This window comes from Actinacidiphila glaucinigra, assembly GCF_035918135.1.
Lineage (GTDB): Bacteria > Actinomycetota > Actinomycetes > Streptomycetales > Streptomycetaceae > Actinacidiphila > Actinacidiphila glaucinigra.
Map to the genome: position 1 here is coordinate 6,775,909 of NZ_CP109144.1, position 22,032 is coordinate 6,797,940.

Sequence of the window (22,032 nt, forward strand, 5' to 3'; positions counted from 1 at the left end):
TGCACGTCGTGGCAACGAGCGGCTCAACTGCAGGGATGCGGGGCGTACGGATGAATCACGCATATGCACTGCCATAGGCCAAAGGCGCGTACGGCGGGCCGTACGCGCCTTTGGCCGGAGCCGGTGGATCAGGTGCCGGAGAGGGGCATCGTCGCCGCGACGAGGAGTCCGCGCCCGCAAGCGCGCTCGAGGGAGTCGCGCAGCAGGTCCTCGCGGGGCTGCTGGCCGATGGTGCCGTGCGGGGCGGCGTACACGTACACCTCGTTGGACTTGTGGACGGCCTGGCGCCAGCCCTCGCTCACCGCGAGCGGCTGGTGAGCCTGCCACCACGCGCCGGCGGAGCCGGGCTGGAGGATGGCGTGCAGCTGGCCCATGGCCAGCAGCACGGACCAGCCGGGCAGCGGGGACGGCGGCGTGGAGAGGTCGTTCACGGGGAGGAAGCCCTGCTCGATGAGGATCGGCAGGAAATCGTCGTCCGGACCGCTGTCACCGGGGCGGGCGATCGGCCCGGTGGGTTCGATGACCAGGGCCGGGCACACCTCGTCCTTGACCAGGACGAGGCCGCAGGTGATGCCGAGCACCGCCTGCCGTGGCGCGGCCGTCGCCGTGGCGCCGGCCGTCTCCTCGCCGGCGATGCTCTGCACCGCGCCCTGCAGTTGCTCCTCCGAGACCGGCACGACCTGGGAGGGGATGCACGTCGCATGGGCGAAGGCGAGCACGGCGGTCTCCTCGCCGACGAAGAGCACCGTGCTGGTGCGCTCCATGGCGGTGTCCCCGGGCGTGCGACAGGAGGTGCAGTCGTACGTGCCGGGCGCGCTGTCGCCGGCCAGCAGGCGTGCCGCCTCCTCATCGCCGATCTCGGCTCGTACCTCGTCGCTGACGTCGAGCATGGGCGGCACTGAAGCCTCCTTGGAAATGTACGGCTACGGGCTCCTTTGCCGGGCCTCGCCCGGCACATAGTGACAACGGCCGATCTGTGGCGGGAGTCACGGCCTTCTTGGTGCGTGCTCGCGCGTCCGCGTGCGGAGTGTGATCGGACGTGCGGAGCCGGTCACTCCTCGTCCTACCTTTCACCCCCGGACGCCTCCGCGCCTATGAGACGGGTCACATGGCGCATATGCGCTGTAGGTATATGCCGCAAAAAACACCATCAATCCGGTGTCCTAAATAGGTCTTTACTCCCGGTAACCTGCAACTGGCCTGCAGCGTAGGGGATTTGTTTGGTGACCGAGCGCGACCCTGCCTAGATTTGCCCGCCGTGTGCAGAGAGCACCGCCCGGGAGGGCTCGCACGGAGGACGGCCGAGGATCGGAACGCCATCGGCCGGCGAGCGAAGGGGGCGGGGACCGCGCCCGATGCGCGGGGACCCCGTCCGTCGGGTGCCGTACCAGGGGTACGGCGCCATGGGGGAACCCCGGGTCCGTGGAGAGGGATTCCATGGCCGTATCAGCCAAGTACCGTCGGTCCGCAGTCGTAGCCGGCGTCACCGTTCTGACCCCGCTGGCCCTCATGGCCGTCGCGGGGCCCGCGAAGGCCGTCGACAACGGGGTCTGGGACCGCATCGCCGGCTGCGAGAGCGGCGGGAACTGGCACATCAACACCGGCAACGGGTACTACGGAGGACTCCAGTTCTCGGCCGGGACCTGGCGCGCCTACGGCGGCACCGCGTACGCGGCGACCGCCGACCGGGCGAGCCGTGAGCAGCAGATCGCCGTCGCCACCAAGGTGCAGCGGGCGCAGGGCTGGGGCGCCTGGCCCACCTGCTCCGTCCGCGCCGGCGCCAACGGGAGCGCGCCCGGCCGCGGCACCGCCCCGGCCGCGCCGAAGGCGAAGCGGCACACCGCACCGGCGCCGGCGAAGCAGTCGCGCGGCACCGGCGGCCACCCCGACCGCGGCCAGAGCCGGGCGGAGGGGCACGGAAACTACAGCGTCCGCGGCGGCGACACCCTGAGCGGCATCGCGGCCGCCCACGGGACGACCTGGAAGAAGCTGTACGCCGTCAACCGGTCCGTGATCGGCGCCGACCCCAACCTGATCCTTCCGGGGCAGCGGCTGTCGGTCTGACCCACCGCGCTCCCCGGCCCACCCGGCGGCCGTGCTCCGACCGGGTGGGCCCGGGCACGCACACGGCGCGGCGGGCGACGACGCCCGCCGCGCCGTGCCTAACCTGGCCCGCATGTTCCGTCCCCGCCGTCTCGCGGTGACCGCGCTCACTCTGCTCGCCACGTGGGCGGCCCTCGCTCCCGGGGTCGCGCAGGCCGACGGGCACGCACCCGTCTGGCTGGAACTGGCGCACTGCGAGAGCAGCAACCGCTGGAAGACCAACACCGGCAACGGCTTCTACGGTGGGCTGCAGATCTACCAGCCCACCTGGGTCGAGCACGGCGGTCTCGACATGGCCTCCAGGCCCGACCGCGCCACCCCCGACCAGCAGGTGACCGTCGCCGAGGAGATCCTCCGCGACCAGGGCTGGGAGGCCTGGCCCACCTGCGCGCAGCGCCTGCGGCTGTCCGGCCGGGCGCACGCCGTCCGGTCCGGCGAGACCCTGGAGACCTTGGCCCGGCGCTTCGACGTCAGCGGCGGCGCGGCCGAGCTGTACCGGCTCAACCAGGACGTCATCGGCTCCGACCCGACCCGGCAGCTCACCCCCGGGACACTGCTGCGCCTGCCGAAGTGAGCCCGCCGGGCACGCCGTGAGCGCGCCCTTCCCCGGCCCGCTCCCCGGCCCGCCGCCCGGCGCCCGCGTCCACTGCCCCTCCGTCACCCGGTGGGCCCTCCGTGCGTAGCCCGGTGGGGTGACACCGTGAACGGGGGCTCGGGCGACCGGGCCATCCGGGGAATGCAGTGTGGGGCGCGATCGCCCCTCCGCGCCGCGCCGGGGCTCCGTGCCTGATGGCACGGGATCCGGGGAGGATGCCCCGAGGCCTCACATGAACATCACAGCGGGGATACAACGAGGAAACGGGAAGGTGAACGGGGGCAACCTGTGGGTCTCGGGGGCGGTCTTGCCAGCACCAGGACGGACACCGGTCCGCGGGAAGCAGGAGAACGCAGGGACGCATGCGCATTTCCATACTGATCCAGAACGCGTACGGAGTCGGTGGCACCATCCGCACGACTTTCAACCTGGCGGGAGCCCTGGCCGAGCGGCACGAGGTGGAGATCGTCTCCGTTTTCCGCCACCGTGAGGAACCCACCTTCACCCTCGACCCGCGTGTCGGCCTGCGCCACCTGGTGGACCTGCGCCCGGACAGCGACACCTGCGACCTGAAGGACCCGCTGTACAGGACGCCCTCCTTGGTTTTCCCCAAGGGCGAGAACCGCTACGAGCAGTACAGCGTGCTCAGCGACCGGAGGATCAAGGCCCATCTGACGTCGCTCGACGCCGACGTCGTCATCGGCACGCGTCCCGGGCTGAACGTCCACATCGCCCTGCAGGCCCCGCGCCACATGGTCCGGATCGCGCAGGAGCACCTGACGCTGGAGACCCACTCCGTACAGCTCCTCCTCACGCTGCGCCGGCTGTACCCCCGGCTGGACGCGGTCACCACGACCACCGAGGCCGACGCCGCCGCCTACCGGCGCAGGCTGCGGCTGCCCGGGGTGCGGGTGGTCACCCTGCCGAACAGCGTGCCCGACCCGGGCGTCGCCCCCAGCACCCTGGACGCCAAGTACGTCGTCGCGGCCGGCCGGCTGGCCCCGGTGAAACGTTACGGAGACCTCATCAGGGCCTTCGTCAAGGTCGCGGCGGAACGGCCGGACTGGGGTCTGCGGCTGTACGGCTCGGGTGCGCAGCAGGAGAAGCTGGAGCGGCTCATCGCGCGCCTGGACATCGGGGACCGGGTGACCATGATGGGCACCGCCTCGCCGATCGAGCCGGAGATGGCCAAGGGGTCGATGCTCGCGGTCTCCTCCAGCATGGAGTCCTTCGGCATGACCATCGTCGAGGCGATGCGGGTGGGCCTGCCGGTGGTCAGTACCGACTGCCCGCTCGGTCCCGGCGAGATCATCAGCGACGGGGTGGACGGCCTGCTGGTGCCCCCGCGGGACGTGGACGCGCTGGCCGCGGCGATGCTCCGGCTGATCAACGACGACGAACTGCGCCACCGGATGGGCGAGGCGGCCTTGAAGAAGGGCGCCCAGTACGACCCCGCGAAGATCGCCGACGCCTGCGAGGCCCTGCTGGAGGAGCTCATCGCCCGCCGGGCGGGCGCCGCGGGCCGGCTGCGCGCGGCCGGACGCCACGTCGGCGGCCTGGGCGTGGGCGCCGCGTACTCGGGCAAGGACATCGCCCGGGCGGCCAAGCGGCGGGCCCGCCGGCTGCGCAAGAAGCTGCGGAACAAGGTGCGGGCGAGGCTCCGCGGAGGCGGCGGCAAGGCCGGATCCCCGGCGCGCGGGCAGAAGGCGGGCTGACGCGGGACGCTGCGGGGGCGGTACGACGTCGTACCGCCCCCGCCTTGTCGCCGTCAGTCGTGGCCCCCGGCACCGGGCTCGACGGCGTCACGGCGCCCCGTGGACCGCGCCTGGTCGAGGGCGGCGACCTCCGGGTGGTGCAGGTCGAAGGCGGGGGACTCGGAGCGGATCCGCGGCAGCGTCGTGAAGTTGTGCCGCGGCGGCGGGCAGGAGGTCGCCCATTCGAGGGAACGGCCGAAGCCCCAGGGGTCGTCGGCCTCCACCCGCCGGCCGTGCCGGGCGGTCCGCCACACGTTGCAGAGGAACGGCAGGGTCGACAGCCCCAGCAGGAACGCCCCGATCGTCGAGATCGTGTTGAGCACGGTGAAGCCGTCCGCCGCCAGGTAGTCCGCGTACCGCCGGGGCATGCCCTCCACGCCCAGCCAGTGCTGGACGAGGAAGGTGGTGTGGAAGCCGATGAAGAGCGTCCAGAACTGGATCCTCCCCAGCCGCTCGTCGAGCATCTTCCCGGTGAACTTCGGCCACCAGAAGTAGAAGCCGGCGAACATGGCGAAGACCACCGTCCCGAAGACCACGTAGTGGAAGTGGGCCACCACGAAGTACGAGTCGCTGACCTGGAAGTCCAGCGGGGGCGAGGCGAGGACCACCCCGGTGAGGCCGCCGAACAGGAAGCTCACCAGGAAGCCGACGGCCCACAGCATCGGGGTCTCGAAGGACAGCGAGCCGTGCAGCATCGTGCCGATCCAGTTGAAGAACTTCACCCCGGTCGGCACCGCGATCAGGAACGACAGCAGCGAGAAGAACGGCAGCAGCACGGCGCCGGTGACGAACATGTGGTGCGCCCACACCACCATCGACAGTCCGGTGATGGCCATCGTCGCGCCGACCAGCGTCGTGTAGCCGAAGACCGGCTTGCGCGAGAACACCGGGATGATCTCGGTGATGATGCCGAAGAACGGCAGCGCGATGATGTACACCTCCGGGTGGCCGAAGAACCAGAACAGGTGCTGCCACAGCAGCGCCCCGCCGCTTTCCGGCTCGAAGACCACCGAGCCGAAGCGCCGGTCCGCCTCCAGCACCAGCAGTGTCGCCGCCAGCACCGGGAAGGCCATCAGCACCAGGACCGAGGTGAAGAGCACGTTCCACGTGAAGATCGGCATCCGGAACATGGTCATGCCCGGCGCCCGCATCCCCACGATGGTGGTGACGAAGTTGACCGCGCCGAGGATGGTGCCGAAGCCCGCCAGCGCCAGCCCCATGATCCACATGTCGGCGCCGATCCCGGGCGACCGGGTCAGGCTGTTCAGCGGTGCGTAGGCGAACCAGCCGAAGGACGCCCCGCCGGTGGGGGTCAGGAAGCTGCCCAGCACGATGAGCCCGCCGAAGAGGAACAGCCAGTACGACAGCATGTTCAACCGCGGGAAGGCGACGTCGGGCGAGCCGATCTGCAGCGGCATGATCTCGTTCGCGAACCCGGCGAAGGTCGGGGTGGCGAAGAGCAGCAGCATGATCGTGCCGTGCATCGTGAACAACTGGTTGAACTGGTCGTTCGTCATCAGCTGCAGACCGGGGCGGGCGAGCTCGGCGCGCATCAGCAGCGCCATGAACCCGGCGGCGAGGAAGAAGCCGAAGGACGTGATCAGGTAGAGGTGGCCGATCTTCTTGTGGTCGGTGGTGGTCAGCCAGTCCACCAGCAGCCGCCCCGGCCGCCGGGGCGCCGCCGCCCGCCCGGTCGTGGTCTGCGTTGCGTAGGTCCCCATCGGCACGCTCCCTCGCGGTAGGAGATCGTGCCGGCACCCGGTCTTCCGTACTCGATCTTCCGTACAGTCTCGGGCAGACGGCCCATCATGTGCCGGAACGGGACGGGACGGCCGTGACGCGTCGTCGACGGGCGAGGCCGGACGCGCCACCATGGGGGTGGCCGGCCCTGCGGGAACACGTGCGTGAGGGCGCGTCAGGCACCGGGTGCCGGACGGGCCGGGAGCCCGTCCGGGCCGTTCGAGGCGGCATTGAGGAGACCGTCGAACGAAAGTACGATAAAGGGGCCATGCCGTAGCGCATCGAGGGGGCACCCCGTGACGCATCCGGACCACGACCGCGCGCTGGAGTGCGCGCTCGCCGCCGCGCGGCGCGGCTTCCCCGTCATCCCGCTGTCGCGGACCAAACTCCCGGCGGTCCGTTCACCGCACCGGGGGGAGACCGCCCGCGGGATGTGCCGCGGCCAGTGCGGACGGCTCGGCCACGGTGTGCACGACGCCGCCACCGAGCCCGCCCGGATAGCCGAGCTGTTCGCGGCGGCCCCCTGGGCGTGTGGGTACGGGATCGCGTGCGGGCGCTCGCCGCACTATCTGATCGGCCTCGACCTGGACCGCAAGGACGGCGTCGACGGCGTGACCGACCTGGTGGACCTGGCCGCCCGGTGGGGTTTCGCCGTGCCGTGGACGCGCACGGTGATCACTCCGAGCGGCGGCCGGCACCTGTGGCTGCGCGGCCCGGCGGAGGCGGTCGTGCCCAACTCCGTGCGCCGGCTCGGCAACGGCATCGACGTGCGCGGCAGCGGCGGCTACCTCGTGGGACCGGGTTCCGTCACCACGGCCGGCCTCTACCGCTGGGACCCGCCGACGGCCTCGATGCCGCCGGCCGCCGTGCCCAAGCGGCTGCTGCGGCTGCTGCTGACGACCCCGCAGCGCCGGGCCGTGCGCGCGGCGGCGGGTCCGGGGGCGGGCGGGAGCACGGCCGGGCCGCTGATCCGCTTCGTGCTCGGCTCGTCCGTGGGGGAGCGCAACGAGCGGCTCTTCTGGGCCGCCTGCCGGGCGTTCGAGAACGGGCACGGGGACCGGGTGGCCGAGGAGATGGTCGGAGCCGCCGTCAGCACGGGACTGTCGCAACGCGAGGCGGAGTCGACGGTGGGATCCGCCCGCCGGCATGTCCTCGGGGGGTCTGGCGGGCGGCGCTCGGCGGGGGCACTCTGACCCCATGACCTCAACCGCACCGAGGGCCGACCGGGTCGCCGTCACCGAGGAGGCCGCGGAGTTGCTGCGGCGTCTCGCCGACCAGCACGGCCCGTTGATGTTCCACCAGTCCGGCGGCTGCTGCGACGGCAGCTCGCCCATGTGCTATCCGCTGGGGGAGTTCCTCACCGGGGACTCCGACGTGCACCTCGGCGATCTCGACGTGCCGGGCGTCGACCCGGTGCCGGTGTGGATGTCGCGCGACCAGTTCGCCTACTGGAGCCACACGCATCTGACGATAGACGTGGTGCCGGGGCGCGGCAGCGGCTTCTCGCTGGAAGCGCCGACGGGCAACCGGTTTCTGATTCGGTCCCGGCTGCTGACGGACGAAGAGCTGTCGACGCTGGGGACGTGATGTGAGGGATGTGTGTGGACCGTTTCCCGGAATTCCGCCGCGGCCGGCCCGGCCGGTTTTCGCCGGTCGTGTCCGCGAATTCGGCGGGCGATTGGAAAAGTCGCCCCCAAAGAGTGAACGGTGCACGCCAAACACTGTCCGGGATTCTGTGACAGAAGTGTGACGATCAAGTCGGCCGCGCCTTCCGTCACGGCTCGTGTGCGCCTACGGTTGCTCACATGGCAACCGATCCGACCGCCGCACGGCAACCGCAGGACGAACCGGACAGCTACGTCGGCCTCTCCGCCGACGAGGCCGAACGCCGGGCCACCGAGCAGGGCTGGAGCACGGTGCGCGCCCTGCCGCCGGGCGCCGTCATCACCATGGAGTACCGGGTGGGCCGGCTCAACTTCACCGTCGAGGGCGGCCGGGTGACCCGCTGCTGGAGCGGCTGAGGTCCCTCCGCACGGCCCCGGCACGACGAAGGCCCCCGCCGCACCTCTCGGGTGCGGCGGGGGCCTTCCTGCGGGTGCGGACGGGGCGGGAGGCGTGCGTACCTGCCCCGCGGGCGGTCAGCCGGGGGTACCGCGGCCGCGAGTGACGCCGGCCTGGCCGACGGCCGCCGGACGGCCCGGCCGGTCGGCGGGCGGGCGGCGGCTGCCGGCCGGGGTCACCGGGGTGCGCTCGTGGCGGGCGGTGTGGGGACGCGCCGGGTGGTGCGGTATCCCCGACGCGGGCGTCGTCGCGCGGCCGCTGAGAACGACGGGCTCGAGTACGCCGTCCGGGTTGTCGGAGAGCTGCGCGGAGGCCATCGCCGTGTTCGCGGCGGGGGCCGCGGCCGGCGCCCGGCGGGTGCCGCGGCGGCGCGCCCAGGCGGCCGTGATCCGTTGCTCGGCCGAGGCCATCAGGGGCTCGAACCAGGGCAGTGCCAGCAGGATCAGCAGGCCGGCCGCCCAGCCGAGCAGGACGTCGCTGACCCAGTGGGTGCCGAGGTAGATGGTGGTCATGCCGACGCCCAGCGCCAGCAGCGCCGCGATCACGGAGGTGACCCGGCGGACCCACGGGGTGGTGGCCAGATAGGCCAGGACCCCCCAGGTCACCACGGCGTTCGCGGTGTGACCGGAGGGAAATATATCGCCGCCGGCGAAGAGTTCGGCCGATCCGGCGCTGGTCGCGTAGTGCGGGCCGAGCCTGCCCAGGCCGTACTTCACCGAACCCACGGTGACGTTCAGCAGCAGCAGCGACGTGCCCAGCACGAGCAGCGGGTGCAGGGTGCGCTGGCGCCAGGCGCGCCAGCCCAGCCAGGAGGCCACGATCACGGCCGTCGGGCCGCGTTGGCCCAGGACCACGAAGTAGTCCAGGAACGCGTGGATCTGTGGCCACTGCTTGTACGGCCGCCACATCATGACCTGCCAGTCCAGGGTCACGAGCTTGGACGTCGTCAGGACGGCTACGACGATGGCCACATAGGCCACGAGCGTCGAGCCGAACAGCAGCACGCGTGTCCGGCTCATGCCCGGGGGAGCCTGGGCTGTCGCGGGCTCCTCCATGAGGCGAAGCTTGTCATCGGTACGCACTCAATCGACGTTACAGCGTGTGATGGCGGAGTTCGGCCGGAAGGACGGGTTCGTAATGACGATGTGATGTGGACTGCGTCTCACTCCGCCCAATGGAGGTAGCGCCGACGTGCGCATTGAGCCGAATGCGGGAACTCCTTGATTTTATGTTTCGAAGTGCTTCCGGAGGATCTTGGAAAATCGCATGTTCGATTTCCGCGCGCCCCGTTTATCTTTGATTAGCCGTTACTTCTCCCGGAGTTCGCCCAGCCTTGGGCCGGCCCGTCCCGGTTCCGTGCGGCCGCCCGTCGCGGGTCCGGACGCACGCCGGTGACCTGGGCGGATTCCCGATCGGCGGGCGCGTGAACGCACCCGGCAGGGGTACGTGTTGATCCGCGCGCCCCGCGTCCGCCGTGCGTACGACCGGAGCGGGCGGGTACACGCCATCGCGTGGACGCCCCGACGACCGCCCCGCGGGCACCGGAAATGTCCGGCACATCTCCGGCGCATGGCCGTCACGTGACCACGGCCACGTGGGAACGTGACCTGCGCCACCCACCATCGGCGCGGACTCGCGTAGTCTGACGACTTCACTCGCCCCGTCTCACTGGGTTCCCCCGGGACCGTCCCCCTCGTCCTGCCCAGGGACACCGCGAGCGCACCGCTGGGAGGTACGGACATGACAGGGACGTCCTCGGCCGGCATTTCCGGGCCGGCCGCCGTCCCGCGGCACACTCGGCCGGTCAACCGCTGGACCGTGCTGATCGTCCTCTGCGTCAGCCTGCTGCTCGTCGCCCTCGACGCGACCGTGCTGCACGTCGCCGTTCCCGCGGTGAGCGAGGACCTGCGCCCCGGCGCGATAGCACTGCTGTGGATCGTCGACGCCTACCCGCTCGTCGCCGCGTCCCTGCTCATCCTCTTCGGCACCCTCGGCGACCGCGTCGGAAGACGCCGGATCCTGCTGCTCGGCTACACGATCTTCGCGGCCGCCTCTGCGGTGGCGGCCTTCGCGCCCGACCCACGCGTCCTCATCGCCGCCCGCGCCCTGCTCGGCGTCGGCGGCGCGATGATCATGCCGGCCACGCTGTCGATCCTCCGGCAGGTCTTCCCCGACCGCCGGGAGCGGGCCGTCGCCATCGGCGTGTGGAGCGCCGTCGCGGCCGTCGGCGCCGCCGTCGGGCCGGTCCTCGGCGGCTTCCTCGTGGAGCACTTCTGGTGGGGCTCGGTCTTCCTGATCAACATCCCGCTGATGGCCGTCATCCTTCCGGTGGCCCGCTGGCTGCTGCCGGAGTCCCGCGGTGAGCTGGACGGCCCCTGGGACGTCCTGGGCGCGGTGATGGCCGCGCTGGGCATCCTCGGCGCCATCCTCGGCGTCAAGCGGATCGGCGGCGGCGCGGCCCCTTACGAGCCCTCCGCGCTGGTCCCGCTGCTCGTGGGCCTGGTCCTGCTGGTGCTGTTCGTGCGCCGGCAGCGGAGGCGCGAGCACCCGCTCATCGACATAGGCATGTTCGTCAGGCCCGCCTTCGGCACCTCCGTGGGCTGCATCGTGCTGGCGCTGCTCGCCCTCGTCGGCCTCGAACTGATCGCCGTCCAGTACCTGCAGCTGGTCCTCGGCCTGAGCCCCCTGCAGACGGGGCTGCGGCTGCTGCCGCTCACCCTCGCCGCCATGGGCGCCGGCCTCCTGGGCTCCCGGATGCTCGGCAGCTTCGGGCCGCGAGCCATGGTGAGCTCCGGTTTCGTCCTCACCGCGTGCGCGGTGCTCGTGCTGACCCTCATGGGCCAGCACGACCGCCCGGGCGTGCTCACCGCGGGCTTCGTCCTGCTCGGCTTCGGGCTGGAGACCACGCTCTTCGGGGCGTACGAGTCCATGCTGAGCGACGCCCCCGCCGAACAGGCGGGCGGCGCCGCCGCGATCGGCGAGACCTCCTACCAGCTGGGCGCCGGCCTCGGCATCGCTTTGCTGGGCAGCGTCATGAACGCCGCCTACGCCCCCGGCGTCGCCCGGGTCCCCGGGGTGCCGGCGGACGCCGGCGCCTCGGCCGGCAAGTCGCTCGGCGAGGCCTACGAGGTCTCCGACCACCTCGGCGGTTCCGCCGGGGCCTCGCTGCGGCACGCCGCACGGCACGCCTTCGTCCACGGCATGCACATCACCCTGGTGGTCAGCGCGGGCCTGCTGCTGCTCGGCGCGGTCGCCGCGCTGCGGCTGCCCCGCCGCATGGAGTGCGGCACGGCGGCCCAGCGGCCCGCCGTCCCCGGCATCCCGTCCCCGCGCGAGCACGCCCTGGCCGGGGCCGACGTGTCGCGCTGAGCACACCGTCGGGGGCTTTACCCGCCCCCGCCACGGAAGTAGCTTCGTCGGCGAAGCGCAGTGATCACCGGAGAGGACGACGATGTCCGCTGGAAAGCCGCAGTTCGACCCGTACGACCCGCTCGGCATCGACGACCTGCTGGACGACGAGGACCGCGCGGTGCGGGACACCGTCCGCGGCTGGGCCGCCGACCGCGTGCTGCCGCACGTGGCGGAGTGGTACGAGCGCGGCGAGCTGCCCGGGATCCGCGAGCTGGCCAGGGAACTCGGCTCGATCGGCGCGCTGGGCATGTCGCTGACCGGCTACGGCTGCGCGGGCGCCTCCGCCGTCCAGTACGGCCTGGCCTGCCTGGAGCTGGAGGCCGCCGACTCCGGCATCCGCTCGCTCGTCTCCGTCCAGGGCTCGCTGGCGATGTACGCCATCCACCGGTACGGCTCCGAGGAGCAGAAGCAGCGCTGGCTGCCGCGGATGGCCGCCGGCGAGGTCATCGGCTGCTTCGGGCTCACCGAGCCCGACCACGGCTCCGACCCGGCGGGCATGCGCACCCACGCCAAGCGGGACGGGTCCGACTGGATCCTGAACGGCCGCAAGATGTGGATCACCAACGGCTCCGTCGCCGGCGTCGCCGTGGTGTGGGCCCGCACCGACGAGGGCATCCGCGGCTTCGCCGTGCCCACCGGCACCCCCGGGTTCTCCGCCCCCGAGATCAAGCACAAGTGGTCGCTGCGCGCCTCCGTCACCAGCGAACTGGTGATGGACGACGTGCGCCTGCCCGCCGACGCCGTCCTCCCCGAGGTCACCGGTCTGCGCGGCCCGCTCAGCTGCCTGAACCACGCCCGCTACGGCATCGTCTGGGGCGCCATGGGCGCCGCGCGCAGCAGTTTCGAGGCCGCCCTGGAGTACTCCCGTACCCGTGAGCAGTTCGGCCGGCCCATCGGCGGCTTCCAGCTGACCCAGGCCAAGCTCGCCGACATGGCGCTGGAACTGCACAAGGGGATCCTCCTCGCCCACCACCTCGGGCGGCGCATGGACGCGGGCACGCTCCGTCCCGAGCAGGTCAGCTTCGGCAAGCTCAACAACGTGCGCGAGGCGATCGAGATCTGCCGCACGGCCCGGACCGTGCTGGGCGCGAACGGCATCTCCCTGGAGTACCCCGTGATGCGGCACGCGACCAACCTGGAGTCCGTGCTCACCTACGAGGGCACCGTCGAGATGCACCAGCTCGTGCTCGGCAAGGCGCTCACCGGGCTCGACGCCTTCCGGTAGCCGCGGCCGTCGGCGCCGGGTCCCGGCGCCGACGCCGCGGTTCAGTTCTGGTTGAAGAAGCCGTCGCCGCCGCGCTTGCTGTCCGCGTTGACGACCAGGTAGTCGGGCGGGGTCAGCAGGAAGACGCGGTTCGCCACGCGGTCGATGGAACCGCGCAGGCCGAAGGTGAGGCCGGCCGCGAAGTCGACGACGCGCTTGGCGTCGGAGGACTCCATGGCCGTCAGGTTGACGATGACCGGGACGCCGTCCCGGAACAGCTCGCCGATGCCGCGGGCGTCCCGGAAGCCGTCCGGGGTGACCGTGGCGATCCGGCGGCCCTGCTCCTCCGCCGAATCGGAGGCCACGCGCACGCGGGGGTCCGTGACCCAGGAGTCGGGGGAGGACGTCTCGGCGCCGTCGCCGTAATCGGCGTAGTCCTCGTCGTAGTACTCCTCGGCGCTGTTGTCGTCGACGAGTCCCAGCCAGGCGCTCGCCCGTCGTACCGATCCCATGGACGCCTCCTCTCGCACGCGGTCAGTTTGCCGTCCGCACCCCTATGGTCGTCCATGATGCGGATGATGCGCCAAGCGGATACCCACCGTGGGGTGGATTCGTGACAGACCTGGTGCATAAATCGCACTAGTGGCCCCCAGTCGCCCCATGGAATACGGCTCCTGACGGATCATCGGAAAGAGTCCCGCTCGGTAGAGTGATGCCGCACCGCCGGACAGCCGAACGGGCGGCGTACAGAACGACCAGCCGATGACGTGCTCCATTGCTGCGAATGACGTACGGGGGATTGCGATGTTCGGAATCGTCAGACCGTGCAGGCACCGTCTGCCGGAGAAGCTGGCCATATCGTGGACGGCCCATCTGTGCGGTCTCTGCCTCGCCCTGAGGGATGACCACGGGCAACTGGCCAGGGTCGCCACGAATTACGACGGACTCATCGTCTCGGTGCTGGTCGAGGACCAGGCCGGGCGGACGCGGGACGGACGCCGCACCGCCGGGCCGTGCCCGCTGCGGGCGATGCGGACCGCGCCGGTCGCCCAGGGGGAGGGCGCACGGCTGGCCGCGGCGGTCTCGCTGGTGCTGGCCTCCGCGAAGGTGCGCGACCACATGGCGGACGGCGACGGGCTGCTGGCGCGCCGTCCGGTCGCCGCGGCGGCGCGCACGGTGGCCGGCCGCTGGGACCGCGCGGGCGCCGTGACGGGTTCGGTGCTCGGCTTCGACACCGCGGTGCTGGTCGACGCCGTCGGCCGGCAGACCGCCGTCGAGGCGGCCGCCGGGCCCGGCACGTCCCTGCTGACCGTCACCGAGCCCACCGAGACCGCCACCGCCGCCGCGTTCGGCCACACGGCGGTGCTGGCCGGGCGCCCGGGCAACCGCGCCCCGCTGGAGGAGGCGGGCCGGCTCTTCGGCCGCCTCGCCCACCTGCTGGACGCCGTGGAGGACCTGGACGCCGACGCCGCGGCGGGCGCGTGGAACCCGCTGACCGCCACCGGGACGAGCCTGGACGAGGCGCGGCGGCTGTGCGACGACGCCGTGCACGGGGTCAGGCTGGCGCTGCGGGACGTCGAGTTCACCGACGGCGCCCTCGCCCACGTCCTGCTCGCCCACGAGCTACGGCGGTCCGTGGACCGCGCGTTCGGCGCCTCGTGCGCCCACCACCCGGGCCCGGGCGGCCCCGGCGGGCCGGTGCAGTCACCCTGGCTGACCCCCGGCCCCCCGCACCAGCAGGGCCCCCGCCGCGGCCTGCTCGCGGGATGCGCGGTGTTCGCGGGGCTCTGCTGCACCTGCCAGATCTGCTGCCGGGACCACTACGACGACCCCTGGAGCGGCAGACGGCGCGAAGGCTGGTGCTCCAACTGCGACTGCTCCGGGTGCGACTGCGGCTGCGGTGACGGCTGCTGCTGCGACTGCGACTGCTGCGGCTGCGACTGCTGAGGGGCCGTGCGGCCCGTTCCCGCGAGGGCGACGGCGACGCCGGGGCGCGGGCGCGATGTCCTGCGGCCCGGCGCCCGTGGCTGGGTGAGGTGCCCGGTGGGGCCGACGGGCCCTGCGCGGCCGGGGACCGTGCGGCCTCGGCGCTCGGGGGGGCAGGCCGCGCGAGCGGCCGCGTCTTCGCCACAGGCTGCAGTCGCTCTCCCGCGGGCGCTCGACCACGGGTCGGAGGCGGGCTGGGGCGGCGTGAAGGGACGGCGGCGTCGTGCGGCGCAGTCCACGGGGCGTGCTCGGTGTGGCCGGGGTCGGGGAAGGCCCTTGTGCGGTGGGTCGGGGTGGCGGCGCCTCGTCATGTGCGGGGAAGGCGCGTCGTGCGGCGCAGTCCACGGGGCGTGCTCGGTGTGGCCGGGGTCGGGGAAGGCCCTTGTGCGGTGGGTCGGGGTGGCGGCGCCTCGTCATGTGCGGGGAAGGCGCGTCGTGCGGCGCTGCGGAGGCGTGTTCCCGCGCGAGCGGTGGGCTTGCGCCGGGGGCTGCGCGGCGTCGGGGCGCGCGTGCCCGGTGAGGCCGTTCGACGCCGCTTGGGGCGGTCGTTGTGGGGCCCCGGACACGGATCGCGTGGCCGCGCACCGCGGTGGCGTGCGGCGTCCCGGCGGCGTCAGACCTGGTGCGGGCCGCCCGTTCGCGCCAAACCGGGGGTGGGGAGCGGGGGCGGCCGACGGGTGGCGGGGGTGGCGGGCTCACCAGCTGATACACCGTCACAGCGGTGGGCGCGGGGGCGGCGTCGGGGCGTTTCGGGGGCGTGACGAGGCCGAAACCCGCCCTTGTGCGCTTGTGCGTGACTCTGAATACTCCCGTGTGCGCAGCATTTGTCAGGGGCACGCCACCCCCACAGTACGGCGGCGCCCTCGCTGCGCCTCACCGGCCCGCGCTACGCGGGTCAACTTCCGTTCCCCCACAGGAGGAAAACGCGTGAGGATCAAGCGCACCACCCACACCCCCGTCCCGAGACGTGCACGGCTGATCGCCGTGGCGTCCGGTCTGCTGGCGGCCACCGCGCTCACCCTGCCCGCCGCCCAGGCCGCTCCCGCGTCCAAGGCCTCCCCCGAGGCCGCGGCCGCGCTCACCACGTCCCTCGGCACCGCCTCCACCGCCGGTTCGTACTACGACGCCAAGGCCAAGGCCATGGTCGTCAACGTCACGAACGACAGGGCGGCCCAGGCCGTCAGCGCGGCCGGCGCGGTCCCGAAGTTCGTGGCGCACAGCACCGCCCAGCTGGAGAAGGCCGGGAAGGCCACCCTCGCCGCGGACGTCTCGGGCACGTCGTGGGTCGTCGACCCGAAGTCCAACCGGCTGGAGATCACCGCCGACAGCACCGTCACCGGCGCCGAACTCACCAAGCTGCAGGAGGCCACCGCCTCCTACGGCGACGCGGTCACCTTCCGGCGCACGGCCGGCACCTTCAAGCGGCTGATCGCCGGCGGCGACGCCATCTACGGCGGCGGATACCGCTGCTCGCTCGGCTTCAACGTGCGCAGCGGCAGCACCAACTACTTCCTGACCGCCGGGCACTGCGCCGAGGTGGCGTCCACCTGGTACTCCAACTCCAGCCAGTCCACGGTGCTGGGCCCGAACGCCGGCTACAGCTTCCCGACCAACGACTACGCGCTGGTCCGGTACACCAACACCTCGATCGCCAAGGGCGGCACGGCCGGCAACACCGACATCACCAGCGCCGGCAACGCCTTCGTGGGCCAGGCCGTCCTGCGCGACGGCTCCACCACCGGCATCCACAGCGGTTCGGTCACCGGCCTCAACGCCACCGTCAACTACGGCGGCGGCGACGTGGTCTACCAGATGATCCGCACCAACGTGTGCGCCGAGGGCGGCGACTCCGGTGGCGCGCTGTACACCTCCGGCGGCATCGCGCTGGGTCTGACCTCCGGCGGCAGCGGCAACTGCAGCACCGGCGGGACGACCTTCTTCCAGCCGGTGACGGAGGCGCTCAGCGTCTACGGCGTCAGCGTCTTCTGACCTTCCGGGAGGTCCACGCCCTCCCTTCCGTCACGGATGTGCCCGGCGGCCCCACGGCCGCCGGGCACGTCCCGTATGGCCCTCTTGTCCGCCGGGCTGATCGTCGCAATACTCCGCGAGGCACCGCATAACCTCGTAGGGGGGAACATATGAGGAACAAGCGCACCACTCCGCGCAGCGGCCTCGCCTCGCGCGCCGCGCTGCCCGGAGCGGCGCTCCTCGGCCTGCTGGCCGCGACCGCGGTGGCCGTGCCGGACGCACGGGCCGCCACCGCCCACGGGGCCTCGGCCGCACACGTGGCCGCGGCGGGCCTGGCGGCCGAGTCGGCGGACGTCGCGGGCAGTGCCTGGGCGGTCGACCCGGAGAGCGGCGCGCTGGTCATCGCCACCGACGACACCGTCACGCGCACCGGGCTCACCGCGTTGCGGCAGGCCGCCGGACGGTACGGCGGAACGGTCCGCTTCGAGCGCGTCGGCGGCTCCTTCGAACGGATGGCCGCCGGCGGCGACGCCGTCCACGGCGGCGGCTTCCGCTGCTCGGTCGGCTTCAACGTCCGCGCCGCCGGAAGCTACTACTTCCTGACGGCCGGTCACTGCGGCCGCGCCGCCACGACCTGGTACGGCGATGCCGCCCGGACCAGGACGCTGGGCACCACCACGGCCTTCAGCTACCCGTACAACGACTACGCCCTGGTGCGCTACGGCGACTCCGTCGCGCGGCCCGGCAAGGTCGGCCGGCAGGACATCACGAAGGCCGCGCGGGCCCGTGTCGGGGAGGCGGTGAAGCGGGACGGTTCCACCACGGGCGTCCGCAGCGGCACGGTCACCGGGCTCGGCTACACCGTCAACTACGGCGACGGCGACATCGTCCGCGGCCTGATCCGCACCGACCTGTGCGCCGAACCCGGCGACTCCGGGGGCCCGTTGTACGACGGGACCAAGGCCCTGGGACTGCTGTCCGGCGGCAGCGGCGACTGCACCGAGGGGGGCACCACCTTCTTCCAGCCGCTGCCCGCGGTCCTCAAGGCGTACGGGGTCGGCGTGTACTGAGCCGGCCCCGGCCACCGCCCCCGGGACGTGTGCCCCGGTCACCCCGTGAAGCGCACCTCCCGGGCGGCGGCCTCCGGCACCGCGAACCCCAGCAGCCGCTCGCCCTCCGCCGCGAGCGCCTTCCGCGCCCCCGCGGCAAGCGGCGCGTGCGGCTGGACGTGGAGCACGGCCGCGTCGCGGGCGGACCGGATCCGCCACAGCCCGTGGACGAAGCCGTCGTGCAGGAAGAAGCCGCGGTTGCTGCCGCTGCCGGGCAGCGGCTGCCCGGCGTGGGGATCGCGCGGCACGATCCGTGCCCGGTCGGCGTGCGAGAGGGCGATGTTGTCGTACTGCGGCAGGAACCGCGGCGGCGCCGGCGTCCCGGGGCCGGGGAAGGGCGCGCCGGGGACGTCGTACAGGGCGGTGCCCTTCTCGTCGCGGTAGACCCGCAGCCCCGGGCGGAGCCGGTCCATGACCGCGCGGAGCCCGGTCAGCCCCGACCAGACGGCGACGTCCCCGGCCGACGCGGGGCCGAAGGCGGCGAGGTAGCGCAGGACAGCCGCGTCCGGCGCGGCGCCTTCCGCCAGGGCGAAGTCCCGGCCGAGCCACCGGTCGGCCGGGGTCTGCAGGGCCGCGCCGGAGGTGCGCCACAGGCCGCGCGGCGGCGGCTGCACGGTCGGCACCCGCGCCGTGACGGCCAGCGCGAGCGGCAGCCGCTCGCGGTCCGGCCAGCGCTCCCGCAAGGTGTCCCCGAGCCGGCTCGGGGGCAGCGGGCCGTCCTCGAGGAGCGCCCGGCCCGCCCCGGCCACCTCCGCCAGGTCCAGCCCGGCCAGCTGCCGCCGGAACTGCCCGAGCAGGCGCCGTTCGAGCACGTCCTGCACCACCGGGCGCAGCGCCATGCAGTCCCGCGCCGTCACCAGGTGCACCGTCCACCGCAGCAGCGACATCCGCACCGCCCGCCGGTCCGCGAGCATCCCGGACAGCTCCTGCGGCGCGAAGGCCTCGATCCGGGACCACAGTGCCACGTACGGGTCCTGCGGCTCCTGCGCCTGCAGTCCCACCAGACGCTCGACCATGTCCGCGGCACCGGTGGGCACCCGGCCCAGCAGCGACTGCCGGGCCAGCAGGGAGCGGTTGAGCGTCCGACGGTCCAGGACGGTGCCCTCGGGGATCGTCTCCATGGGCGTCACGGTAGGCCGGAATGCGGTCAGGAACCGTCCGCGACGCCTGTCAGACTGCTGCCGTGCTGGAAACCTCCGCCCGACTGCTGCGCCTGCTGTCCCTGCTCCAGTCCCGGCGCGACTGGACGGGGCCCGAACTCGCCGAGCGCCTCGAGGTCACCGCCCGGACGGTGCGCCGCGACGTGGAGCGCCTGCGCGCCCTCGGCTACCCCGTGCACGCCACCCCCGGCACCGCCGGCGGCTACCGGCTGGGCGCGGGCGCAGCGCTGCCCCCGCTGCTGCTCGACGACGACGAGGCGATCGCGGTCGCGCTGTGCCTGCGCACCGGCGCCGGCGGCAGCGTCGAGGGCATCGAGGAGACCTCGCTGCGCGCACTGGCCAAGCTGGAGCAGGTGCTGCCCTCCCGGCTGCGCCGCCGGGCGCAGGCCATGGAGGCCGTCGCGGTCGCCCGGCCCGCGTCCCTGCCGGGCACCGTCGCCCAGGACGTGCTGACCGCGATCGGCGCCGCCTGCCGCGACCACGAACGGCTGCGCTTCGACTACCGGGCGCACGGCGGCACCGCGAGCCGCCGCACGGTGGAGCCGCACAGCCTGGTCCACCACGGCCGCCGCTGGTATCTGCTCGCCTGGGACACCGACCGGCAGGACTGGCGCACCTTCCGTGTGGACCGGATCGACCCCAGGTCTCCCACCGGCCCCCGCTTCGCGCCCCGGCGGCCCCCGGCGGACGCCGCGTCGTACGTCGCCCGGGGGGTCACCTCGCGGGCGTACCGCCACCAGGCCGTCGTCGTCGTGCACGCCCCCGCCGAGGCCGTGGCCGAGTACGCCGGGTACGCGACCGTGGAGTCCGCCGGGCCGGACAGCTGCGTGCTGCGCACCGGTTCCGAGTCCCTCGACGCGCTCGCCGTCTACATCGGCATGCTCGGCGTCGACTTCGAGGTGCGGGAGCCCCCTGAGCTGGCCGAACGGCTGCGGGTTGTCGCGGACCGGCTCGCCCGGGCGGCGGGTGCGCCGCGGTAGGCCGCCGCCCAACCCGTAACGGGGCATCCCGGCCCGTATCCGGCGGGTTACCCGCGAGGTACCGTGGAAGTACTGCGATTCCGGACCCCAGGGGGCCGTGATGGTCGTCGAGTTGATAGCCGCCGTGCTCTCGGCAGGAGCGTTGTACTTCGTGGCCGGGGCCCGTGTGGTGCAGCAGTTCGAGCGGGGCGTGGTGTTCCGGCTCGGCCGGGTCAGGGGCGGGGTGCGGACCCCCGGATTCACCATGATCGTGCCGGTCGTCGACCGGATGCGGAAGGTGAACCTGCAGATCGTGACGATGCCGGTGCCCGCCCAGGAGGGCATCACCCGCGACAACGTCACGGTCAAGGTGGACGCGGTGGTGTACTTCAAGGTCGTCAACGCCACCGACGCGATCATCAACGTCGAGGACTACCGGTTCGCCGTCTCGCAGATGGCGCAGACCTCGCTGCGGTCGATCATCGGCAAGAGCGACCTGGACGACCTGCTCTCCAACCGCGAGAAGCTCAACCAGGGGCTGGAGCTGATGATCGACAGCCCGGCCATCGGGTGGGGCGTGCAGATCGACCGCGTGGAGATCAAGGACGTCTCGCTGCCGGAGACGATGAAGCGCTCGATGGCCCGCCAGGCCGAGTCCGAGCGGGAGCGCCGGGCGCGGATCATCAACGCGGACGCCGAGTTCCAGGCCTCCAAGAAGCTCGCCGACGCCGCGGCGGTCATGAGCGACACTCCCGCCGCGCTCCAGCTCCGCCTGCTGCAGACGGTCGTCGCCGTCGCCGCGGAGAAGAACTCCACGCTCGTGCTGCCCTTCCCGGTGGAGCTGCTGCGCTTCCTCGAGCGCGCCCAGCAGGGCCCGTACCCGGCGGTCGAACAGCAACCGGCGTCCGCACCCCGCGCGGCGGCCGCGCCTCCCCGCGGGCCCGCGCCGAGGGTCGCCGCCGACCTGCCCGAGTCCGGCGTTCCGTCGGCGGAGCCCGCCGAGGAGCTCCCCACAGGCCTGCGCGAGACCCTCGCGGCGGACCCGCTGCTGGAGACCGTCCGGCCGCAGCGGCCCCCCGAGGTCAGCTGAGCCCGCCCTCCGCCCGGGGCATGTCCGGCCGCCACACGTACGGCACGGTCACCGCCACCGGCAGCAGCCCCAGCCGGGCCAGGATCGGGGCGCTGTCCGGGGACGCGTCGACCTGCACGAAGCGGTGACCCGCCGCGACCGCCAGCCGGGCCCGGTGCGCCACCGTCGCCCGGTAGGCGCCGCGTCCCCGCCACTGCGGCAGGGTGGAACCGCCCCACAGCGACACGAAGTCGGTGCCCTCGTGGAAGCGGGCCCAGCCGGCGCAGACCACCGTGCCGTCGGCGGTCTCGGCGACGACCACCACGCAGGGGTCGCCGGGCCCCGACACCTCGCTCTCCAGCATCCCCGGCAGCCAGTCGTGGGGCACGCCCCAGACCGTCTCCTCCATCTGCCGGATGCGCTCGAAGTCCGCTCGTGACGTGACCTCCCGCAGCGCCAGAGCCTCCGGCAGCACCGGGGCGGCCGTCAGCGCCGCCGCCTCGCCGACCAGCACCGTCTCCGGTTCCTCCGGCACGAAGCCGGCCGCGACCAGCCGGTCCGGCAGCCCCGCGGGCAGGTCGTGGGCGTGGTACTTCCACTCCACCGGCATGCCCAGCGCGGCGTAGTGGTCCCGCTGCCGGGCGATCAGGGCGTCGAGCCCGGGGCCGTCCAGTCCGCCGAGGTCGCGGTAGTCCAGGAACCCCGTCTCCCCGTGCTCGTAGGTCTTGCGCAGCAGCGGTCCGTCGCGTTCCACCGAGCGGAACCGCGAGAGGTCGGCGGGCACACGGGCGCGCAACTGCCGGTCGTAGGCGGCGCGGTACTCCAGCGCCACGAGGGAGGGGTCGAAAGTGCTCATCGGGCGGATTCCACCACAACCGTGACCCCGGACGCGAGCGGATCGGCAGCGGTGAAC

Annotated in this window: 19 protein-coding genes; 13 read left to right on the forward strand and 6 right to left on the reverse strand. The window is 72.9% G+C overall.

The window, feature by feature from the left end; all coding sequences use genetic code 11:
* Positions 1 to 128 precede the first annotated feature (128 nt).
* A complete protein-coding gene (locus tag OIE69_RS30535; protein WP_326577240.1) occupies positions 129 to 899 on the reverse strand; it encodes a hypothetical protein in 771 nt (256 codons plus the stop codon).
* A gap of 538 nt (positions 900 to 1,437) precedes the next feature.
* Between OIE69_RS30535 and OIE69_RS30540 the strand changes: the two genes are divergently transcribed.
* The 3 genes from OIE69_RS30540 to OIE69_RS30550 all read left to right on the forward strand — a co-directional run bounded on the left by OIE69_RS30540 (position 1,438) and on the right by OIE69_RS30550 (position 4,413).
* Entirely contained in the window at positions 1,438 to 2,064 is a 627-nt protein-coding gene (locus OIE69_RS30540) for a LysM peptidoglycan-binding domain-containing protein (RefSeq protein WP_326577242.1), read from the forward strand.
* A 112-nt stretch (positions 2,065 to 2,176) separates the two neighbouring features.
* On the forward strand, positions 2,177 to 2,677 hold the full coding sequence (locus OIE69_RS30545) for a transglycosylase family protein (RefSeq protein WP_326577244.1): 501 nt from the start codon (positions 2,177 to 2,179) through the stop codon (positions 2,675 to 2,677).
* 383 nt (positions 2,678 to 3,060) lie between these two features.
* Positions 3,061 to 4,413, forward strand: coding sequence for a glycosyltransferase family 4 protein (locus OIE69_RS30550; RefSeq protein WP_326577247.1), 1,353 nt, complete (start codon positions 3,061 to 3,063; stop codon positions 4,411 to 4,413).
* A gap of 53 nt (positions 4,414 to 4,466) precedes the next feature.
* On the opposite strand, the gene ctaD is transcribed toward OIE69_RS30550, so the two are convergent.
* Entirely contained in the window at positions 4,467 to 6,173 is a 1,707-nt protein-coding gene (gene ctaD / locus OIE69_RS30555) for an aa3-type cytochrome oxidase subunit I (protein WP_326577249.1), read from the reverse strand.
* Between the two features lie 315 nt (positions 6,174 to 6,488).
* Between ctaD and OIE69_RS30560 the strand changes: the two genes are divergently transcribed.
* The 3 genes from OIE69_RS30560 to OIE69_RS30570 all read left to right on the forward strand — a co-directional run bounded on the left by OIE69_RS30560 (position 6,489) and on the right by OIE69_RS30570 (position 8,213).
* Entirely contained in the window at positions 6,489 to 7,385 is an 897-nt protein-coding gene (locus tag OIE69_RS30560; RefSeq protein ID WP_326577251.1) for a bifunctional DNA primase/polymerase, read from the forward strand.
* A gap of 4 nt (positions 7,386 to 7,389) precedes the next feature.
* The gene (locus OIE69_RS30565) at positions 7,390 to 7,779 is read left to right on the forward strand and encodes a DUF779 domain-containing protein (protein ID WP_326577253.1); all 390 of its coding nucleotides are present in this window, start codon (positions 7,390 to 7,392) and stop codon (positions 7,777 to 7,779) included.
* 218 nt (positions 7,780 to 7,997) lie between these two features.
* Positions 7,998 to 8,213 carry an I78 family peptidase inhibitor gene (locus OIE69_RS30570; RefSeq protein ID WP_326577255.1) on the forward strand — a complete coding sequence of 72 codons (216 nt, stop codon included), beginning with the start codon at positions 7,998 to 8,000 and terminating at the stop codon, positions 8,211 to 8,213.
* Positions 8,214 to 8,330: 117 nt separating this feature from the next.
* Here OIE69_RS30570 and OIE69_RS30575 read toward each other — a convergent pair whose 3' ends face one another.
* A complete protein-coding gene (locus OIE69_RS30575; protein ID WP_392567586.1) occupies positions 8,331 to 9,335 on the reverse strand; it encodes a phosphatase PAP2 family protein in 1,005 nt (334 codons plus the stop codon).
* A gap of 658 nt (positions 9,336 to 9,993) precedes the next feature.
* Here OIE69_RS30575 and OIE69_RS30580 point away from each other — a divergent pair.
* Complete coding sequence (locus tag OIE69_RS30580) at positions 9,994 to 11,622, forward strand: MFS transporter (RefSeq protein WP_326577259.1); 1,629 nt, start codon at positions 9,994 to 9,996, stop codon at positions 11,620 to 11,622.
* A gap of 82 nt (positions 11,623 to 11,704) precedes the next feature.
* The gene (locus OIE69_RS30585; protein ID WP_326577261.1) at positions 11,705 to 12,889 is read left to right on the forward strand and encodes an acyl-CoA dehydrogenase family protein; all 1,185 of its coding nucleotides are present in this window, start codon (positions 11,705 to 11,707) and stop codon (positions 12,887 to 12,889) included.
* A gap of 41 nt (positions 12,890 to 12,930) precedes the next feature.
* On the opposite strand, the gene OIE69_RS30590 is transcribed toward OIE69_RS30585, so the two are convergent.
* Positions 12,931 to 13,380 carry a cell division protein SepF gene (locus tag OIE69_RS30590; protein ID WP_326577263.1) on the reverse strand — a complete coding sequence of 150 codons (450 nt, stop codon included), beginning with the start codon at positions 13,378 to 13,380 and terminating at the stop codon, positions 12,931 to 12,933.
* Positions 13,381 to 13,672: 292 nt separating this feature from the next.
* Here OIE69_RS30590 and OIE69_RS30595 point away from each other — a divergent pair, with 292 nt between their 5' ends.
* The 3 genes from OIE69_RS30595 to OIE69_RS30605 all read left to right on the forward strand — a co-directional run bounded on the left by OIE69_RS30595 (position 13,673) and on the right by OIE69_RS30605 (position 17,892).
* Positions 13,673 to 14,815 carry a DUF5685 family protein gene (locus OIE69_RS30595; RefSeq protein ID WP_326577265.1) on the forward strand — a complete coding sequence of 381 codons (1,143 nt, stop codon included), beginning with the start codon at positions 13,673 to 13,675 and terminating at the stop codon, positions 14,813 to 14,815.
* Positions 14,816 to 15,781: 966 nt separating this feature from the next.
* Positions 15,782 to 16,843 carry a S1 family peptidase gene (locus OIE69_RS30600; RefSeq protein WP_326577267.1) on the forward strand — a complete coding sequence of 354 codons (1,062 nt, stop codon included), beginning with the start codon at positions 15,782 to 15,784 and terminating at the stop codon, positions 16,841 to 16,843.
* 149 nt (positions 16,844 to 16,992) lie between these two features.
* Complete coding sequence (locus OIE69_RS30605; protein WP_326577269.1) at positions 16,993 to 17,892, forward strand: S1 family peptidase; 900 nt, start codon at positions 16,993 to 16,995, stop codon at positions 17,890 to 17,892.
* Positions 17,893 to 17,930: 38 nt separating this feature from the next.
* On the opposite strand, the gene OIE69_RS30610 is transcribed toward OIE69_RS30605, so the two are convergent.
* The gene (locus tag OIE69_RS30610) at positions 17,931 to 19,052 is read right to left on the reverse strand and encodes a winged helix DNA-binding domain-containing protein (RefSeq protein ID WP_326577271.1); all 1,122 of its coding nucleotides are present in this window, start codon (positions 19,050 to 19,052) and stop codon (positions 17,931 to 17,933) included.
* A gap of 62 nt (positions 19,053 to 19,114) precedes the next feature.
* Here OIE69_RS30610 and OIE69_RS30615 point away from each other — a divergent pair, with 62 nt between their 5' ends.
* Complete coding sequence (locus OIE69_RS30615; protein ID WP_326577273.1) at positions 19,115 to 20,071, forward strand: helix-turn-helix transcriptional regulator; 957 nt, start codon at positions 19,115 to 19,117, stop codon at positions 20,069 to 20,071.
* Positions 20,072 to 20,171: 100 nt separating this feature from the next.
* Positions 20,172 to 21,140, forward strand: a complete 969-nt coding sequence (locus OIE69_RS30620; protein ID WP_326577275.1) for a slipin family protein — start codon at positions 20,172 to 20,174, stop codon at positions 21,138 to 21,140.
* On the opposite strand, the gene OIE69_RS30625 is transcribed toward OIE69_RS30620, so the two are convergent.
* Positions 21,133 to 21,975, reverse strand: coding sequence for a GNAT family N-acetyltransferase (locus OIE69_RS30625; protein ID WP_326577277.1), 843 nt, complete (start codon positions 21,973 to 21,975; stop codon positions 21,133 to 21,135). The genes OIE69_RS30620 and OIE69_RS30625 overlap by 8 nt on opposite strands.
* Positions 21,976 to 22,032 lie beyond the last annotated feature (57 nt).

Excerpts from the sequence above, each read along its gene's own strand:
- OIE69_RS30540 (WP_326577242.1), top strand. The coding sequence starts at position 1,438 with ATGGCCGTATCAGCCAAGTACCGTCGGTCCGCAGTCGTAGCCGGCGTC.
- OIE69_RS30545 (WP_326577244.1), top strand. The coding sequence starts at position 2,177 with ATGTTCCGTCCCCGCCGTCTCGCGGTGACCGCGCTCACTCTGCTCGCC.
- OIE69_RS30550 (WP_326577247.1), top strand. The coding sequence starts at position 3,061 with ATGCGCATTTCCATACTGATCCAGAACGCGTACGGAGTCGGTGGCACC.
- ctaD (WP_326577249.1), bottom strand. The coding sequence starts at position 6,173 with ATGGGGACCTACGCAACGCAGACCACGACCGGGCGGGCGGCGGCGCCC.
- OIE69_RS30565 (WP_326577253.1), top strand. The coding sequence starts at position 7,390 with ATGACCTCAACCGCACCGAGGGCCGACCGGGTCGCCGTCACCGAGGAG.
- OIE69_RS30570 (WP_326577255.1), top strand. The coding sequence starts at position 7,998 with ATGGCAACCGATCCGACCGCCGCACGGCAACCGCAGGACGAACCGGAC.
- OIE69_RS30580 (WP_326577259.1), top strand. The coding sequence starts at position 9,994 with ATGACAGGGACGTCCTCGGCCGGCATTTCCGGGCCGGCCGCCGTCCCG.
- OIE69_RS30585 (WP_326577261.1), top strand. The coding sequence starts at position 11,705 with ATGTCCGCTGGAAAGCCGCAGTTCGACCCGTACGACCCGCTCGGCATC.
- OIE69_RS30590 (WP_326577263.1), bottom strand. The coding sequence starts at position 13,380 with ATGGGATCGGTACGACGGGCGAGCGCCTGGCTGGGACTCGTCGACGAC.
- OIE69_RS30595 (WP_326577265.1), top strand. The coding sequence starts at position 13,673 with ATGTTCGGAATCGTCAGACCGTGCAGGCACCGTCTGCCGGAGAAGCTG.
- OIE69_RS30605 (WP_326577269.1), top strand. The coding sequence starts at position 16,993 with ATGAGGAACAAGCGCACCACTCCGCGCAGCGGCCTCGCCTCGCGCGCC.
- OIE69_RS30610 (WP_326577271.1), bottom strand. The coding sequence starts at position 19,052 with ATGGAGACGATCCCCGAGGGCACCGTCCTGGACCGTCGGACGCTCAAC.
- OIE69_RS30620 (WP_326577275.1), top strand. The coding sequence starts at position 20,172 with ATGGTCGTCGAGTTGATAGCCGCCGTGCTCTCGGCAGGAGCGTTGTAC.
- OIE69_RS30625 (WP_326577277.1), bottom strand. The coding sequence starts at position 21,975 with ATGAGCACTTTCGACCCCTCCCTCGTGGCGCTGGAGTACCGCGCCGCC.